This window comes from Micromonospora sp. NPDC049201, assembly GCF_055586805.1.
This window is the reverse complement of sequence record NZ_JBVJHM010000001.1, coordinates 812,314-829,713: the sequence shown is the minus strand read 5'-3', so window position 1 is coordinate 829,713 and position 17,400 is coordinate 812,314. Positions and strand designations below refer to the sequence as shown.

At 73.6% G+C, this 17,400-nt stretch carries 13 protein-coding genes; 5 read left to right on the top strand and 8 right to left on the bottom strand.

All coding sequences use genetic code 11. From position 1 onward, the window contains the following. Positions 1-122: 122 nt before the first annotated feature. Positions 123-455, top strand: coding sequence for a putative quinol monooxygenase (locus ACZ6O5_RS03395; protein WP_465974266.1), 333 nt, complete (start codon positions 123-125; stop codon positions 453-455). 54 nt (positions 456-509) lie between these two features. Here ACZ6O5_RS03395 and ACZ6O5_RS03390 read toward each other — a convergent pair whose 3' ends face one another. Next, positions 510-1,355, bottom strand: coding sequence for a S1 family peptidase (locus tag ACZ6O5_RS03390; RefSeq protein WP_465974265.1), 846 nt, complete (start codon positions 1,353-1,355; stop codon positions 510-512). A gap of 410 nt (positions 1,356-1,765) precedes the next feature. On the opposite strand from ACZ6O5_RS03390, the gene ACZ6O5_RS03385 reads away from it, so the two are divergent. Continuing rightward, entirely contained in the window at positions 1,766-3,208 is a 1,443-nt protein-coding gene (locus ACZ6O5_RS03385) for a glycoside hydrolase family 10 protein (RefSeq protein WP_465974264.1), read from the top strand. 135 nt (positions 3,209-3,343) lie between these two features. On the opposite strand, the gene ACZ6O5_RS03380 is transcribed toward ACZ6O5_RS03385, so the two are convergent. Both ACZ6O5_RS03380 and ACZ6O5_RS03375 read right to left on the bottom strand, forming a co-directional pair. Next, complete coding sequence (locus ACZ6O5_RS03380) at positions 3,344-4,918, bottom strand: Na+/H+ antiporter (protein ID WP_465974263.1); 1,575 nt, start codon at positions 4,916-4,918, stop codon at positions 3,344-3,346. 76 nt (positions 4,919-4,994) lie between these two features. Continuing rightward, entirely contained in the window at positions 4,995-5,615 is a 621-nt protein-coding gene (locus tag ACZ6O5_RS03375) for an L-threonylcarbamoyladenylate synthase (RefSeq protein WP_281941511.1), read from the bottom strand. Positions 5,616-5,711: 96 nt separating this feature from the next. Between ACZ6O5_RS03375 and ACZ6O5_RS03370 the strand changes: the two genes are divergently transcribed. Together ACZ6O5_RS03370 and ACZ6O5_RS03365 are read left to right on the top strand one after the other, a co-directional pair. Beyond that, entirely contained in the window at positions 5,712-5,981 is a 270-nt protein-coding gene (locus tag ACZ6O5_RS03370; RefSeq protein ID WP_465974262.1) for a hypothetical protein, read from the top strand. A gap of 244 nt (positions 5,982-6,225) precedes the next feature. Further along, the gene (locus tag ACZ6O5_RS03365) at positions 6,226-9,231 is read left to right on the top strand and encodes a glycosyl hydrolase (RefSeq protein WP_465974261.1); all 3,006 of its coding nucleotides are present in this window, start codon (positions 6,226-6,228) and stop codon (positions 9,229-9,231) included. A 46-nt stretch (positions 9,232-9,277) separates the two neighbouring features. On the opposite strand, the gene ACZ6O5_RS03360 is transcribed toward ACZ6O5_RS03365, so the two are convergent. The 4 genes from ACZ6O5_RS03360 to ACZ6O5_RS03345 all read right to left on the bottom strand — a co-directional run bounded on the left by ACZ6O5_RS03360 (position 9,278) and on the right by ACZ6O5_RS03345 (position 14,350). Beyond that, positions 9,278-9,658 (bottom strand): VOC family protein, encoded by a 381-nt coding sequence (locus ACZ6O5_RS03360; protein WP_465974260.1) that lies wholly within the window; start codon positions 9,656-9,658, stop codon positions 9,278-9,280. A 45-nt stretch (positions 9,659-9,703) separates the two neighbouring features. Further along, complete coding sequence (locus tag ACZ6O5_RS03355; RefSeq protein ID WP_465974259.1) at positions 9,704-12,496, bottom strand: FAD-binding and (Fe-S)-binding domain-containing protein; 2,793 nt, start codon at positions 12,494-12,496, stop codon at positions 9,704-9,706. A 104-nt stretch (positions 12,497-12,600) separates the two neighbouring features. After that, on the bottom strand, positions 12,601-13,389 hold the full coding sequence (locus ACZ6O5_RS03350; protein ID WP_465974258.1) for a nucleotidyltransferase domain-containing protein: 789 nt from the start codon (positions 13,387-13,389) through the stop codon (positions 12,601-12,603). 43 nt (positions 13,390-13,432) lie between these two features. Further along, on the bottom strand, positions 13,433-14,350 hold the full coding sequence (locus ACZ6O5_RS03345; protein ID WP_465974257.1) for a diacylglycerol/lipid kinase family protein: 918 nt from the start codon (positions 14,348-14,350) through the stop codon (positions 13,433-13,435). 431 nt (positions 14,351-14,781) lie between these two features. On the opposite strand from ACZ6O5_RS03345, the gene ACZ6O5_RS03340 reads away from it, so the two are divergent. After that, a complete protein-coding gene (locus ACZ6O5_RS03340) occupies positions 14,782-16,845 on the top strand; it encodes a M4 family metallopeptidase (RefSeq protein WP_465974256.1) in 2,064 nt (687 codons plus the stop codon). 77 nt (positions 16,846-16,922) lie between these two features. Here the strand turns inward: ACZ6O5_RS03340 and ACZ6O5_RS03335 are convergent, their stop codons facing one another. Continuing rightward, positions 16,923-17,372 (bottom strand): YbaB/EbfC family nucleoid-associated protein, encoded by a 450-nt coding sequence (locus ACZ6O5_RS03335; protein ID WP_465974255.1) that lies wholly within the window; start codon positions 17,370-17,372, stop codon positions 16,923-16,925. Positions 17,373-17,400: the final 28 nt, after the last annotated feature.

Below are 17,400 nucleotides of genomic sequence, written 5' to 3'. Positions count from 1 at the left end.
CGGGTCAGGCTACCGATCGGTAGACGCGCCCGATGCCCTCCGCGTTCGCCGACCCGGCGGCGGGCGAACTGGTGGGGCCGGTGACCAGGGATCGGGGCGCCCGGCCTGGGTAGCCTGAACCCATGATCTTCATCACCGCCAAGTTCCGGGTCCGGCCGTCCGACGCCGACCGCTGGCCACGGATCGCGGCCGACTTCACCGAGGCGACCCGGGCCGAGCCCGGCTGCCTGTGGTTCGACTGGTCCCGCAGCCTGGCCGACCCCACCGAGTACGTGCTGGTCGAGGCGTTCCGCGACGACGAGGCCGGCGCCGCGCACGTGCAGTCGGCACACTTCCGCGAGGCCCAGCGCACGCTGCCGCCGCACCTGGTCGAGACGCCGCGGGTCATCAACGCGACCGTGCCGCAGCAGGACTGGTCGCGTCTCGGCGAGATGGCCGTGCCGGGCGACGACTGACCCGGGTGCCCGCCGGGCCGGGCGGTCGGTCGGCGCCCGCCCGGCCCGCGCCGGTCACGGGATGCTGAGGCCGTACGCCGCGAGGATCTCCAGGATCGGCTGGTAGTAGCTGGTGCCGCCACTCGTGCAGTTGCCGCTGCCGCCGGAGAGGATGCCGAGCACCGTGCCGGTCGCCGCCACGTAGAGCGGACCGCCGCTGTCCCCCGGCTCGGCGCAGATGTTCGTGCGGATCAGCCCGGTGACGCTGCCCTCGGCGTAGTTGACTGTCGCGTTCAGTCCGGTGACCGAGCCGCAGCGGACGCCGGTGGTGGCGCCGCTGCGGCAGACCGCCTGCCCGACGTACGCGTTGCCGGCGGCTGAGATGGTCACCTGGCCCGGGTAGGTGTACACGGCACTGGGATGGGTGACCGTGCCGGTGTAGCGGACCACGCCGTAGTCGTTGCCGGGGAAGCTGCTGCCGGTCCGGCTGCCCAGCACCGTGGTGCGGGCGCTGTCGGCGTACCAGGTCGCGCCGAGCGTGGTGCAGTGTCCGGCGGTGACGAAGTACCAGGCGCTGCTGCTACGGACGTTCACGCCGAGCGAGCAGCGCCCGCCGCCGCTGTAGATCGCCTGGCCGCCGGCGATGAGCGGGCGCAGTCGGCCGGGCTCGTGCCGCAGCACCGCGCCGGATCGGGTGGCGGCGCGGCGCACCGCGGCCAGCGCGGCCCCGCGTACCGTGTCGTCGACGGTGACGGTCAGGCGGCCGGTGGCCGGGTCGTGGCCCCAGGCGGTCCCGACGGTGCGCGCCCCGGCGAGCGTCGACGGCGCCGGTGGCGGCGTTGTCGCGGCGGCACGGGCGGCGGCCGGGGTGGCGGCCAGCAGGGCGGTGAGGACGAGGACGACGAGCGACGGTCGGCGCATCCGGAGGATCCTTCCATCGGTGGAAGTCGATTCCGTTAAGCATCGACCCCGACCCGCCGGCGTTCAAGCGCCGGCCGCCGTCCGGAGCCGGACAGCGGGGCGACCGGGCCGCCTCGGCACGCCCGGCGCCGAAACTTCCGGAGCCGGCACGCCGGTCGGGCCGACCGCCCGAACCGCGTCTTCACGCCCTCGGCCGCCGGTTCGCCGGGCAAACTCGGGTATCGACGGCGTTAAGTTTTCGGAACGGTTCCGGTAGGCTCTCCGGCCAGGGATCTGCTTCGATCGACCCACGGTGGCGGGGAGTCTCTCCCCATCCCGCGCGGCCTCCGGGCGGCCGCGCACGAGCCGACACCGTGACGGGCGGTGGTCGGGGCGACCTCCCATTCGCCCAAGCTAGGAAAGGCTTTCACATGGACAAGGTGCTCGCCCGCGACAGCGGAAGCGCGGCAGCCCGGTCGCGTCCGCGTGCCGCGGTGGTGTCGATCGTGGCCGGAGCCGCGGCCGTGGCCGCGACGATCGCGGTGGCGACCAGCGCCAGCGCCGGCACGACGCTCGGCGCGTCGGCGGCGGAACAGGGTCGCTACTTCGGCACCGCGGTGGCCGCGTTCAAGCTGTCCGACAGCACGTACGTCGGCATCCTGAACCGCGAGTTCAACATGGTCACGCCGGAGAACGAGATGAAGTGGGACGCCACCGAGCCGTCCCAGAACCAGTTCACCTACTCCAGCGCCGACCGGATCGTGGCGCACGCCCAGGCCAACGGCATGCGGGTGCGCGGGCACGCGCTGGCCTGGCACCAGCAGCAGCCGGGCTGGGCGCAGAGCCTGTCCGGCACCGCGCTGCGCAACGCCATGGTCAACCACATCACCCAGGTCGCCACGCACTACAAGGGCAAGATCTACGCCTGGGACGTGGTCAACGAGGCGTTCGACGACAGTAACGGCGGCCGGCGCGACTCCAACCTGCAACGCACCGGCAACGACTGGATCGAGGTCGCCTTCCGCACCGCCCGCGCCGCCGACCCGGGCGCCAAGCTCTGCTACAACGACTACAACACCGACAACTGGACCTGGGCCAAGACGCAGGGCGTCTACAACATGGTCAAGGACTTCAAGGCCCGCGGCGTGCCGATCGACTGCGTCGGCTTCCAGTCGCACTTCAACAGCGGCTCGCCCTACCCCGGCAACTACCGCACCACGTTGCAGAACTTCGCCGACCTCGGCGTCGACGTGCAGATCACCGAGCTGGACATCGAGGGCTCCGGCAGCACCCAGGCCACCACGTACGGCAACGTGGTCAAGGACTGCCTGGCCGTGGCGCGCTGCAACGGCATCACGGTCTGGGGCATCCGCGACAGCGACTCGTGGCGGGCCAGCGGCACGCCGCTGTTGTTCGACGGCAACGGCAACAAGAAGGCGGCGTACACGTCGGTGCTCAACGCGCTGAACGCCGGTGGCACCACGCCGCCGACCAGCACCCCGCCGACCAGCACGCCGCCGACCAGCACGCCGCCCACCACCACGCCGCCCACGTCGGAGCCGCCGTCCACGCCCCCGCCGGCCGGCGCCTGCACCGCGACGCTGACCACCAACCAGTGGCAGGGCGGCTTCGTCACCACCGTGCGGGTCACCGCCGGGGGCAGCCCGCTCAACGGATGGTCGGTGTCGGTGACGCTGCCCTCCGGCTCGTCGGTCACCAACGCGTGGAGCGCGCAGGCCAGCGGCTCCAGCGGTGCGGTGACGTTCCGCAACGTCGACTACAACCGCCAGGTCGGCGCCGGCGGCAGCACCGAGTTCGGGTTCCAGGGGACGGGCACCGCCCCCGCCGGCACCCCGAGCTGCACCGCCGGCTGATCCCTCTCCCCTCTCCCGCTATCCCCCCTGTTTCACGGAAAGAGTGGCTATCCGGGCCCGGATAGCCACTCTTTCCGTGAATCGGGCGAGGGCGCAGGCGGGGGCGGGGGGCGGGACTGGCCATCGGCGCGACGGTCAGTCCTCCAGTTCGGGGCCGAGCAGTCGCAGCTCCTCGATGTCGGTGGCCGCCTGGAGTTCCCGCAGCACCGCCTCGTCGATCTGGTTGGTGTTGCGCAGCCGGGTCACCGCCTGACGCTTGCGGTCCAGCATCTCCAACTGGAGTCGCCGGGCCAGCTCCCGCTCCCGGTCCGTCGCCTCGTCGCGCGGGTTGCGGACGTCGTCCAGGTGGTCCTGGTAACCGGCGCGGAGCCGCTCCACGGTGTCCGGCGCGACGCCCAGCTCCGCGGCGGTTCCCGGCAGCGCCTCCAGCACCGCCTCGGTGGCCCGGATCCGGGCCACCAGCATCTCGTCCGCGCGCTCCCGGTCGCCGGTCAGGCCGGCCCAGCCCACGACCGCGGGCAGCGTGGTGCCCTGCACCACCATGATCAGCACGATCACCACCACGGTGACGAAGATGATCAGGTCACGTTCGCGCACCGGCGTGCCGTCGTGCGTGGTCACCGGCACGGCCAGCGCCGCCGCGAGCGAGACCGCGCCCCGGAAGCCGGCCCAGCCCGCCGCGGTACGCATCCGGGCGTCGAAGTGGCGCGACCGCCGCGACTCCCGCCGGTCCACGCGTTGCAGCGCCGAGACCGACAGGTGCACCCAGGCCAGCCGGGTGACCACGACGACCAGCGCCACCAGCACCGCGATGCCGAACGACGCCACCGGCGAGTGGCTGGTGATGCTGCGCAGCGAACGCGGCACCTGCATGCCGAGCAGCACGAACAGGCTGCCGTTGATCATGAAGGTGGAGAGGTCCCAGAACGCGTACGCGGTGACCCGGGAGCGGGCCCGGATCACCCGGGGGCCCGCCCACGACAGCAGCAGGCCGGAGACGACCACCGCGAGCACGCCGCTGGCGTGCACCGCGTCGGCGAGCAGGAACGCGACGAACGGGGTCATGATGCTCAGCCCGCCCTCGCGCATCGCGTCGTCGACGTGTTTGCGGATCAGCACGACCAGCCCGCCGACGAGCAGCCCGGCGGCCACCCCACCCAGCGACTTGCCGACGAACTGCCCGGTCAGCGAGAACGCCCCGGGCACCCTCCCACCCGCGATCACGCCCACCGCCACCGCGAAGAGCACCAGCGCCGTACCGTCGTTGACCAGGCTCTCCGCGCGCAGCGTGGTGAGGATGCCCCGCGGCATCCGCTTGGCCAGGCCGGCGACGGCGGCGGCGTCGGTGGGCGCCAGCACCGCGCCGAGCACCCAGGCGGCGGCCGGTTCCACCCCGAGGGCCCGGGTGACGTACGCGACCGCGACCATCGTGATGATCACCAGGGCGACGGCCAGTAGCACGATCACCGCCAGGTTGGCCCGGATCTCCCGGAGGCTGATCACCAGGCTCTCCCGGTAGAGGATCGCCGGCAGGAACAGCACCAGCACCACCTCGGGTTCGAGGACCACGTTCTCGAACGGGGGCAGCAGGCCGAGCAGCGCGCCCATGGCGATCAGCAGCACCGGCGGCGCGACGCTGTACCGGCCGCCGATCGTGGTGCCGACGAGCACGGTGGCGCCGAGCACGCCGATCAGCACCAGTGCGTCCACGCCGTACCCCCGTCACCGTCCGCCGGAACCACCGTGCCGCACCTCGTGGGCCCGGTGCGGCGGAACGGACCGATCGCTACTCGAAGCGGGACGGGTCGCCGGCCCCCCGGCGCAGGATCTCCGGCTCCGGGCCGGACAGGTCGACCACGGTGGTCGGTTCGAGCCCGCAGTCCCCGGCGTCGACCACGGCCTCGACCAGGTGGTCGAGGCGTTCCTTGATCTCCCAGCCCTGGGTCATCGGCTCCGTCTCACCGGGCAGCAGCAGGGTGCTGGAGAGCAGCGGCTCGCCCAACTCGGCGAGCAGCGCCTGGGTGACGGTGTGCTTCGGCACCCGCGCGCCGACCACCCGCCGGCGCGGGTCCTGCAACCGGCGCGGCACCTCCGAGGTCGCCGGCAGCAGGAACGTGTAGCTGCCCGGGATCACGGACTTGACCTGCCGGAAGACCGCGTTGCTGAGTTTGACGAACTGGCCGAGCTGGGCGAAGTCGCGGCACACCAGCGTGAACGGGTGCCGCTCGTCGAGCCGCCGGATCTCCCGGATCCGCTCCACGCCGGCCCGGTTGCCGAGCCGGCAGCCGAGCGCGTAACAGGAGTCGGTCGGGTAGACGATCACGCCGTCGGACCGGAGCAGGTCCACCACCTGCCGGATCACCCGGGGCTGGGGGTTGTCCGGATGCAGGTCGTAGTACCGCGCCACGCCGGCCAGCCTATGCCCCGTCCCGATCATCCGCAGGTTTGCCGGGGGCCGGTTCCGGAAACAGGTGGGGGCCGTTCACCACAGGGGGGATCGACCATGTCCGAATCCAGCACCGACCGCGCCGCCGCCCGTCCGGCGGAGGTGACCGACCCACTGCTGTGGGATCTGTCCGCCGCGGTGGCCGACGCGCACCAGCCGGACGCGGAGCGGGCGTGCGCCAGCCCGAGCTGCGCCGGCGCGGCCTGGCCGTGCGCCGCCTGGGACACCGCGCAGATGGGGCTGAGCGCCGCCCGCCCCGGGTCGTCCGCGACCGACACGTCACCCACCACCACCACCACCCCGCAGCGGCTGGCCCCCGCCGCCTGACCCACCCCACCCACACCACCCCACCCAAATTCACGGAAAGAGTGGCTATCCGGGCCCGGATAGCCACTCTTTCCGTGAAAAAGAGGGCGCTCGCGGGGGTGGGGATGGGGGCGGGAGAGCGCTCTCTTGGGCAACGAAACATTGACGGACGCGTAACCGGAACCTAATCTCGCTTCTCAAGAGAGCGCTCTCTCGACCGTCGGACCACCACCGGACACCACCTTCTCCTCTGAAGGGGACCTCCATGACACTCCCCCTGCGGGACGTCTCCCCCGGCGCCGCACCGCCGCCGACCCCTCTCCCGTCCACTCCCCGGCGCCGCCGGGCCATCGCCCTCGCCGCCGCGTCCCTGCTGGCGGCCGGCCTGCTCGGCGTCGTGGTCGGCGGTGGCGGCACCGCCACCGCCGGCACCGTCGGCGCGGGCAGCTACACCGAGACGCTGCCGCCCGGGGCCGTGCTGCCCAAGGGCTGCGGCACGGTCAGCACCAACCCCCGCATCTTCGCCACCGCCGACGCGCCGGCCGGCGCGATCCCCACCAACGACTGGTGGTCCTCGCTGATCTGGAAGCGCAACAACTGCGGGACCAGCGAGAACCTCCAGGCCCACCCGCTGGCGTTCAAGGCCGAGAACAACGGGCTCGGGCTGTCCTACACCACCACGCCGGCGATCAGCGGCACCGCGACCGGGGTCGGCGAGTACCACTACCCGTACACCGAGGACGTCCGCGTCGGGGTGGCCGGGCTGGCCGCGCCGGTGGTCAAGGCCGCCGACTGGACCGACTGGACCGTCACCGCCGACTGGAGCGACGGCAACCGCAGCATGCGGGCCACCATCGGACACGGCCTGCCGTTCAGCTACTACACCGTGACCGGCGGCGGTGCCGCGCAGCTCACCGCCGCCGCGACGCCGACCGTGTGGCGCAACTCCGGCGCCACCATCGGCTTCACCGTCAACGGCCACGACTACGTCGCCTACGGGCCGACCGGGTCGAGCTGGACCGTCAACGGCGCCGGCATCAGCTCCACGCTGGCCGGCAAGGGCTACTTCTCGGTGGCGGTGCTGCCCGGCGGCGCGGACAGGGCCGCCCTGGCCGACACCTACGGCCGGTACGCCCACGCGCACGTCACCGGCACCCGGATGAGCTACGCCTACGACCCGGCGACCGGCTCGGTGCGCACCACGTACGCGTTCACCACCACGCCCCGCGAGGGCACCGAGAAGAAGACGGTGGTGGCGCTCTACCCGCACCAGTGGCGCAGCCTCACCGGCGCCACGCCGATCACCCCGACGTACGTCTCGGCGCGCGGCGCCATGCGGGTGCTCGCCGGCGTGCCGTCGTTCACCACCGCCATGCGCTTCACCGGTGTGCTGCCCGAGGTGCCGGCCGTGGGCGACGCCACCGGCGCGGACCTGAGCACGGTCACCAACTACCTCAACGCCGAGCTGGCCAACCCCGAGGGGATCAGCGGCAAGGACACCTACTGGGCCGGCAAGGGCCTCGGCCGGGCCGCCCGGATCGCCGAGATCGCCGACCAGCTCGGGATCACCACGGTCCGTGACGCGGCCGTGGCGGCCATGAAGACCCGGCTCACCAACTGGCTCACCGCCGGCTCCGGCGAGACCGGACAGCTCTTCTACTACGACCGCAACTGGGGCACGCTGATCGGCTACCCCGCCTCGTACGGCTCCGACGAGGACCTCAACGACCACCACTTCCACTACGGCTACTTCGTCGCCGCGGCGGCCACGGTGGCCAAGTTCGACCCCGGCTGGGCCGACGACACCCGCTACGGCGGCATGGTCGACCTGCTCATCCGCGACGCCAACAACTACGACCGGGCCGACGGGCGCTTCCCGTACCTGCGGGACTTCGACATCTACGCCGGCCACGACTGGGCCTCCGGCCTGGCGCCGTTCTTCGCCGGCAACAACCAGGAGTCCTCCTCGGAGGGGATGAACTTCGCCAACGCCCTGATCCAGTGGGGACAGGCCACCGGCGACACCGCCGTCCGGGACGCCGGCGTCTACCTGTGGACCACGCAGTCGGCGGCCATCTCGGAATACTGGTTCGACGTGCACGACGAGAACTTCCCGGCCGGCTTCGGGCACAAGACCGTCGGCATGGTGTGGGGCGACGGCGGCGCGTACTCCACCTGGTTCTCCTCCGCGCCGGAGATGATCCAGGGCATCAACATGCTGCCGATCACCGGCGGGCACCTGTACCTGGGCGACCACCCCGAGTACGTCAAGGCCAACTACGCCGAGCTGCTCACCAACAAGAACGGCCCGCCGACGGTGTGGCAGGACATCATCTGGGAGTTCCTGGCGCTCGGCGACGGCGACGAGGCGTTGCGCAACTTCCGAGCCAACAGCACGTTCGCCAGCGAGGAGGGCGAGAGCAAGGCGCACACGTTCCACTGGATCCGCAACCTGGCCGCGCTCGGCAACGTGGACACCACGGTCACCGCGAACCACCCGCTGGCCAAGGTGTTCCGCAAGGGCACCGCACGCACCTACGTGGCGTCGAACATCACCGCCGCGCCGCTGACCGTCACGTTCTCCGACGGCACCCGGCTCACCGTGCCGGCCGGGAAGACCGCCACCTCCGGGGCGTACACCTGGAGCGGCGGCAACGCCACCGGCGGCGTGACCGTGCCGACCGGTCCCCCGCCGACCGGCACGCCGACGCCCACCCCCACCACGCCGACGCCCACCCCGACCACCGCCAGCCCGACGCCGACCAGCCCGAGCCCCAGCCCGAGCACCTCGACGCCGACGCTGGAGCCGACCCGCTACCTGGCTGCCGGCGGCGGGCTGGACGGCACCGCCGGCCCGGCCGGCACGGTCACCGTCGTCGCCGCGAACGGCAACCACGACGGAACGCCGACCAGCCCGCAGGTCTTCACCGCCACCGGGCTGACCGGCACGTACACCGGCGGAACCACCGCCTTCGACCTGGGCGTCGACGCGGGCATCGCGGTCGGCAACGGCGTCCAGGCCCGGGTCTCGTACGACCTGACCGGTGACGGCAGCTTCGACCGGGTGGAAACCTACCGGTACTTCGCCACCGACCCGATCGTCGGGTTGGAGCGCTACCGCCAGACCCAGGGCCTGGCCTCGGCCACCGGCACGCTGGGCAACCTGGCCGGTGGCACGGTGAGGGTCGAGGTGTGGAACGCCATCGGCAACAACCCCACCACGGTCGGCACCGGCGACCGCTCGACGATCACCCTGCCCTACTCCCGGTGACCGAGGACCGGCGCCCCGACCCGTCGACGGGTCGGGGCGCCGGCCGTCACGGCCAGCGGCTGGCCGTGGCCTCGAACAGCTCCGGATCGCTGGCCACCGGGATGACACAGACGAGGTGACCGCCGGGGGCGCGCAGCACGTGGCAGTCCTGCCAGCGGGAGACCGGGGTGGCGCCCAGCCCGCGCAGCCGCTCGACCTCGGCGGGCACGTCGTCGGTCTCGATGTCGAGGTGGTGCCGGGGCGTGTCGTCCACCGCCTGCACGGCGGTGACCAGGCCCGGCACCACGTCGGCCAGATCGGTGAACTCGGGCTCGGACGGGTCGGTGCGCACCTCGGCGCCGAGCGCGGCGGACCAGAACGCGGTCACCTCCCGGGCCGACTCCTGCGGCGCGTCGATGATCAGGGCGTACAGGCGGGAGTGGTGCATCGCCCGAGCCTAGCCACGATCACCGTGCCCGGCAGCCCTGCCGGATCAGGCGGTGGCCTCGGCCAGCAGCTCCAGCAGGTGCCGGTACGGCTGCCCGGTGGCCCGCGTCAGGCCGATCTCGCAGGTGCGGTTCACCGAGGCGTACCCGTCGAACGGGCGGGCCGTGACGGCGGCGGCCTCAGCGCGGGTCGCCGACGCGGTCAGCTCCGGGTGCAGCAGACCCCGGTCGCCGGCGAAGCCGCAGCACTGCCACCCCTCGGGGACCACCACCTCGTCGGCGACCGCCCGGGCCACCGTGAGGACCGCGTCGTCCAGGCCCAGCCGCACCGACGAGCAGGTCGGGTGCAGCGCCAGCGAGCCCAGCCGGCGGCGCACGGTCAGCCGCGGCAGCAGCGCGGTGGCCGTGAACTCCACCGCGTCGACCACGCGGAGCCCGCCGGCGTCGGCGAGCAGCCGGTCGAAGCCCTCGGTGCAGGAGGCGGCGTCGCTGACCACCGGCAGCGTGCCGTCCCGGGTGGCCGCCCGCAGCACCGCCGGCACCCGGTCCCGCACCGTCCGCCACCCGTCGGTGAGGCCCTTGGACGACCAGGGGGTGCCGCAGCACAGGTCGCCGATGCCGGCCGGCACGAGCAGGCGTAAGCCGGCCCGGTCGGCGAGGGTGCGCAGCGCGTCGGCCACGCCGGTCCCGCCCTCGGCGGGGGCGAACAGCGTGCCGAGGCAGGACGGGACGAAGACCGCGTCCGGCTCGTCGGCCGGGTGCGGCCGGCGGGGCGTGCCGCCGCGCGGCAGGTCCCGCCGCCACTGCGGCACCCGCTCGGCGCCCAGCACGGCGCGGGCCGCCCGGGTGGCCGCCTCGGGCAGCGCCGGCGGCAGCGCGCCGGCCAGGTCCAGCCCACGGGCCATGCCCCGGGTGGTGACGCCCCAGCGGCGGGCCGCGCCCCGCCAGCCGGCCCGCGCCGCCCGGCCCTGCTCCTCGGCGCGCAGTCGCTTGACCAGGTCACCGGTGTTGATCAGCACCGGGCAGGCGGTGGCGCACATGCCGTCCACGGCGCACGTCTGCACGGCGTCGTAGTCGTACGCGTCGGTCAGTTCCCGGGCCAGCGCGGCGTCGCCGGCGGCCTCGGCGGCGGCGATCTCGCGGCGCAGCACGATGCGCTGCCGGGGCGTGGTGGTCAGGTCGCGGCTGGGGCAGACCGGCTCGCAGTAGCCGCACTCGACGCAGCGGTCCACCTCCTCCTCGACGGTCGGCACGGTCTTCAGGTGCCGCAGGTGCACCGTCGGGTCGTCGCTGAGCAGCACGCCCGGGTTGAGCACCCCGTGCGGGTCGCAGAGCGTCCTCAGCTCCCGCATCACGTCGTACAGCTCGTCGCCGAACTGGCGGCGCACGTACGGGGCCATCACCCGGCCGGTGCCGTGCTCGGCCTTGAGCGTGCCGCCGTGGCCGAGCACCAGGTCGACCAGTTCCTCGGTGAAGTCGGCGTAGCGGGCCGGGGCCACGCCGTCGGCGAACCGCTCGTTGAGCATGAAGTGCAGGTTGCCGTCCTTGGCGTGCCCGAAGATCACGCTGTCGGCGTAGCGGTGGTGGCCGAACAGGTCGGCCAGCGCCGCGCAGGTGTCGGCGAGCGCCGCCACCGGCACCGCGATGTCCTCCAGCAGCGCGGTGGTCCCGGACGGGCGGGCGCCGGCCACCGCCGCGTACAGCCCCTTGCGGATGTGCCACAGCGCGGCCCGGGCGGCGGGCTCGCCGCTGAGCCGGGCCGGGGTGGTCAGCGGCAGGTCGGCCAGCACCGGCCCGGCGGCGGCGACCCGGTCGGCCAGCGCGTCCGGCGCGGACTCCTGCCACTCCACAAGCAACGCGGCGTGCCCGCGCACGGCCAGGGCGCGCAGCGCGGCGTCCGCCTTCGGGTCGCGCTGGGCCACCCGCAGCGCGGCGGCGTCGAGCAGCTCGACCGCCGCCGGCCCGGCGGCCACCAGCGCCGGCATGGCGGCCATCGCCGCGCCGAGGGTGTCGAAGACCAGCAGGCCGGTCGCGGCGTGCCGGTGCACGGGTACGGTGCGGAACGTCGCGGACGCGACGAACGCGAGCGTGCCCTCACTGCCCACCACCAGCCGGGTGAGCAGGTCGGCCGCGTCGTCGTGGTCGAGGAACGCGTTGACGCCGTACCCCATGGTGTTCTTCATGGCGAACTGGGCGCGGACCCGGCGCACCGAGTCGGGGTTGCCGCGGACCCGGTCGCGCAGCCGGAGCAGGCCGGCGTGCAGCGCCGGCTCGGCGGCGCGCAACCGGGCGTCGGCGTCCGGGGCGCCGGTGTCCAGCACGGTGCCGCTGGGCAGCACCAGCACCAGCGACTCCAGCGTGCGGTAGGTGTTGGCCTCGGTGCCGCAGGTCATGCCGCTGGAGTTGTTGGCGACCACGCCGCCGACGGTGCAGGCGGACTCGCTGGCCGGGTCCGGGCCGAGCTTGCGGCCGTACGGCGCGAGCCGCGCGTTTACCTGCCGCAGCACCACACCCGGCTGCACCCGCACCCGCCGCCCGTCGTCGAGCACCGTCAGGTCGCGGAAGTGCCGGCGGACGTCGACGAGCAGGCGGTCGGTGACCGCCTGGCCGCTGAGGCTGGTGCCGCCGGAGCGGAACGTCAGCGGGGTGCCGGTGCGGCGGCTCTGCGTCAGCAGCGCGGCGACCTGGTTGGCGTCGGCCGGGGTGGCCACCGCGCCGGGGTGCAGCAGGTAATGCGACGCGTCGTGGGCCAGCCGCAGCCGGTCCGCGGCCCGGGTGCTCACCCCGCCGGGCACCGCCGCCTCCAGTCCGGCCCGGACCGACGCGCTCAACTCTCCCATGATCACCAACCTCCCGACCCCACCCTAATCCCGTCCCCGGTCCGCCCCGGTCGGTCGGGCGGCGATCACGATTTTGGCCGCGCCGATCCGCACGGCGGCGCGGCTCATGATCGCCGGGCGTCGCCGCCGGCGGTGAGGCAGGACAGGACGCGGCGCTGGAACGCGCGGGCGGCCGGGCCGCTCGGGGGCGGGGCGCCGCGGCGGGCGGCGATCGACGCCCGGATCAACGCCGCGTCCGGGTCGGTGGCGGCCACCCGCAGGCCGGCGTCGACCTTGCCCAGCCAGACCCCGTCGCGGTGGCGGACCAGCGCGCGGCAGGCCCCGAGCACCGCGTCCTCGGCGCCCGGCGCCGGCCCGTCGCCGGGCGGCGTGGGCCGCGCCAGCCACCAGCGCAGCGCGTCCACCAGCAGGGTCCGCAGCGCCGCCGGGGACGGGTCGGCGAAGACGTCGGCGGCGGGCGCGCCGAGCAGGGCCAGGCCGGACTGGCGCAGGATGCTGCGGTCCAGCGCGTACCAGAACCGCCCGTCGGCGGCGGGCCGGTCGGCCGGGTCGAACGTGGCCCGGAACGCCATCGCGGCGCCGGTGTTCAGCTCCACCTCGAAGCCCGGCTCGGGCGTGCCGGAGGCGGCCACGTCCCGCCGGTAGACGACCAACTCCAGGCCGCGCGCCGGGCAGGGCAGCGCCTCGTGCCGCAGCCGGTCCACCAGCGCCCGTTTCGCGGCGGCCGGGACCGGGCCGTCGACCAGCAACGCCACGTCCACGTCGCTACGCCCCGGCTGGTAGCCGCCCAGCCCGACCGAACCGGCCGCGTACGCGCCGGTCAGGTCGTCGCCGAGCACGCCGCGGGCACGCTCGAGAAGGTCGGCGAGGTAGTCGCGGACGTCGTCACGCATGTCCGCATCCTGCCCCGCGCGGTCGCCGGCGCCGACGGCCGGGTCAGTCCTCCGGCTCCGGGCAGCAGACCGTCAGCCCGCCCGGCACCACCTTGACCTTGAGCCGCTTCGCCGTCCCCCGCGCGCCGCCGTCCAGCTCGTACGTCTTCGGCGCGGCGAACCGTACGGTGATCTTCCGACCCCGGGTGATCCGCACGAACGGCGACTCGTCGGAGCGCCCGGCGGCCATCCGCCCCAGCGTGCGGGCCCAGTCCACGGCGCCGCTGGCGGTGGCGACGCCCACCTCGAGCGCGCCGTCGTCGGGCCGGGCGTCGTCGAAGGCCGGGATGCCGCCGGTGATGGTGCCGACGTTGCCGAACAGCACGCAGCTCGCCTCGCCGTCGAACCAGTCGGCGCCGTCCACCCGGACGCGGGTGCGCACGCACTCGCCGCGCACGTGCCGCAGCCCGGTCCAGACGTAGGCGACCCGGCCGAGCCGGCCCTTGAGCCGGCGGTCCGCGTCGCGGATCAGGTCGCCGTCGAACCCGGCGCCGGCCATCACCGCGAAGTGCTCCCCGTTGATCCGGCCGAGGTCCAGCCGGCGGCGCGGGCCGTGCAACGCGACCCGGACCGCCTCGGGCAGGTCGGTGGGGATGCCGAGGTTGACGGCGAAGAGGTTGGCGGTGCCGGCGGGCAGGATGCCCATCGGCACGTCGGTGCCGGCCAGCGTGTCGGCACACCGCTGCACCATGCCGTCGCCGCCCCAGACCAGCACCAGCTCCGCGCCCTCGTCGAGGGCCGCGCGGACCCGCTTCGGCGCCTTGCGGCTCTTCGGCACCTCGTACCAGAGCAGCCGGCCGACGCCGGCGCCGACGAGGCGGGCGCGCAGCTCGTCCAGGCCGCCGCCGAAGGTCTTCTTCCGGTGGGCCACGACCGCGATCACGCCCGTGCGGGCCGGGCGGTCGGTGGTGCTCGTTGTCATGGCGCCCTCGTACCCGGAGCGCGCCCGGCCCACGCCTGCCACCGGGACCGGCCCGGCCGCTCGTGCACGCTGAATCTATGTGCACCGATTGCGTAGAGCGGCAATCCTTGCATCTCGGACAGGCCATCGTCCACGGACAACAATGTTCACCCTGATCAGGGGCTATTGAAGATCATGGCTTCCTGAATTCGCGTCGACGGCCGACTGTCCGGCAGGTGTCGGTTGCCCCGGTCACCCATTGCTCCCGGCTCGCGCGCCGTGTGATTGTGCACCCAACGAGCCGCCGACCCCCGACGGCCTGGACGGTCGATCTGTCGACCCGGAGCCACGCCGGCAGCTCCGGTGACCGACCGTCACCCCGCCTCGCACCATCGCGCCGCCCGTCCCCACCGGGCTCCGTGCGGCGCGCCTAGGAACAGGAGCACACCCTCTTGAAGCTCTCACCCCGCCTCGCCGCGCTCACCGGCGCGGCCGCGGCCGGCGTGCTGGCCGCCGGCACCGCCGCGGCCGTGCAGGCCGCGCCCCCCGGGCCCGCCGCCCCGAACCCCGCCCAGGCCCGCGCGACAGCCGCCGACTCGGCCCGCGCGCTGGTCGCGAACCGTCCCGCCTACCTGCAGGCCGGCTCGGACGACGCGTTCGTGCAGAAGCCCGTGATCTCCTCCGAGGGCACCCAGTACGTGCCCTACGAGCGGACCTACCGGGGCCTGCGGGTGGTCGGCGGCGACTTCGTGCTCGCCACCGACGCCGCCGGCAACCTCAAGTACGCCTCGGTCGCCCAGCAGCGGCCGATCGGCGCGCTCGCCACCACCCCCAAGCTGACCTCGGCCGCCGCCGCGAAGACGGCGCGCGCCCAGCTCAAGACCGTCAGCGCGGTCGAGGGCACCACGCTCGTGGTCTACACGCTCGGCGCCAGCCCGACGCTGGCCTGGGAGACCACCGTGCGCGGCACCGGCGCGGACGGCCCGAGCCGGCTCACCGTCGACGTCGACGCCCGCACCGGCGCGGTCCTGGACAAGCAGGAGCACATCGTCGCGGGCACCGGCACCGGCGCCTGGAACGGGCCCAGCCCGCTGACGCTGAACACCACCCAGTCGGGCAGCACGTACACCATGAAGGACCCGACGGTCACGAACCTGAGCTGCCAGGACGCCGCGAACAACACCACGTTCAGCGGCACCGACGACGCCTGGGGCAACGGCACCGCCACCAACAAGGAGACCGGCTGCGTCGACGCGCTGTTCTCCGCCCAGACCGAGCACAAGATGCTCAACCAGTGGCTGGGCCGCAACGGCGCCGACGGCAACGGCGGCTACTGGCCGATCCGGGTGGGCCTGAACGACCAGAACGCCTACTACGACGGCACCCAGGTCCAGATCGGCAAGAACACCGCCGGTCAGTGGATCGGCTCGCTCGACGTGGTGGCCCACGAGATCGGCCACGGCATCGACGACCACACCCCGGGTGGCATCTCCCGGGGCGGCACCCAGGAGTTCGTGGCGGACACGTTCGGCGCGGCCACCGAGTGGTTCGCCAACGAGCCGTCCAGCTACGACGCGCCGGACTTCCTGGTCGGCGAGAAGATCAACCTGGTCGGCTCCGGCCCGATCCGCAACATGTACAACCCCGGGGCGCTCGGCGACCCGAACTGCTACTCCAGCAGCGTCCCCGGCGGCGAGGTGCACGCCTCCGCCGGGCCGGGCAACCACTGGTTCTACCTGCTGGCCAACGGCAACAGCCCGACCAACGGGCAGCCGTCCAGCTCGACCTGCAACGGCGGCAGCGTGACCGGCCTGGGCATCCAGAAGGCCATCAAGATCATGTACAACGCGATGCTGCTCAAGACCTCGTCCTCGTCGTACCTGAAGTACCGCACCTGGACGCTGCAGGCGGCGAAGAACCTCTACCCGAGCGGCTGCACCGAGTTCAACACCGTCAAGGCGGCCTGGGACGCGGTCAGCGTGCCGGCGCAGTCGGGTGACCCGACCTGCTCCGGCGGCGGCACCCCGACGCCCACGCCGACCACCTCCACCCCGCCGTCGGGCGGCTGCTCCGGCAACAAGCTGGCCAACCCCGGCTTCGAGTCGGGCAACGTGAACTGGACCGCCTCGTCCGGCGTCATCACCACCGACAGCGGCCAGGCCGCGCACGGCGGCTCGTACAAGGCGTGGCTCGACGGCTACGGCTCCTCGCACACCGACACGCTCAGCCAGTCGGTCAGCATCCCGGCCGGCTGCCGGGCGACGCTGAGCTTCTGGCTGCACATCGACAGCGCGGAGTCCACCACGAGCACCGCGTACGACAAGCTGACCGTCAAGGCCGGCAGCACCACGCTGGCGACCTACTCCAACCTGAACAAGGCCACCGGCTACGTGCAGCGGTCCTTCGACATCTCGTCGCTGGCCGGCACCACCGCCACCATCTCGTTCAGCGGCGTGGAGGACGCCTCCCTCCAGACGTCCTTCGTCGTCGACGACACCGCGGTCAACCTGAGCTGACCACAGCGCGAGCGGCCGGTCGTCGTCCTCGGAGACGGCCGGCCGCTCCGTCGTCTCCGGTGACCGGTCGCCGCCGATCAGACCGGACGTGCGGCGCGGGACGCGGCGGCGCGGTCACGGCGGATCCGCGCGGCCACCTCGTGCATCGTCGCGCTGAACAGCTCCGCCTGGTCGGGCAGCCCGCCGAGCCGGGCGGCGAGCGCGTCGGCGTCCGCCCGGGCCGAGGCGCTGACCTGAGCGTCCAACTCGGCGAGCGCGGCGTTGACGGCGGCGACGACGTGCCCGCAGAGCGCCTCCAACGGTTCGCCGGCCAACTCCGGGTCGACCGCGACGGAATCCAGCCGGCCACCCTGGACGGCGACCGCGCGGACCCGGCCGCCGGCCGCGACGCCCTCGGCCCGCAGCAGGTCGCCCGGCTCGCCGTCGGCGTGCACGGTGGCCCGGGACCGCATCGCGGCCAACGCCTGCTGCGTGCGGGTCAGCAGCTCGTCGAGGCTCATGGCGGCCGAGAACGCATCGTTGGTCATATCCGCGCTTTCTTCACGTCTTAGCCAA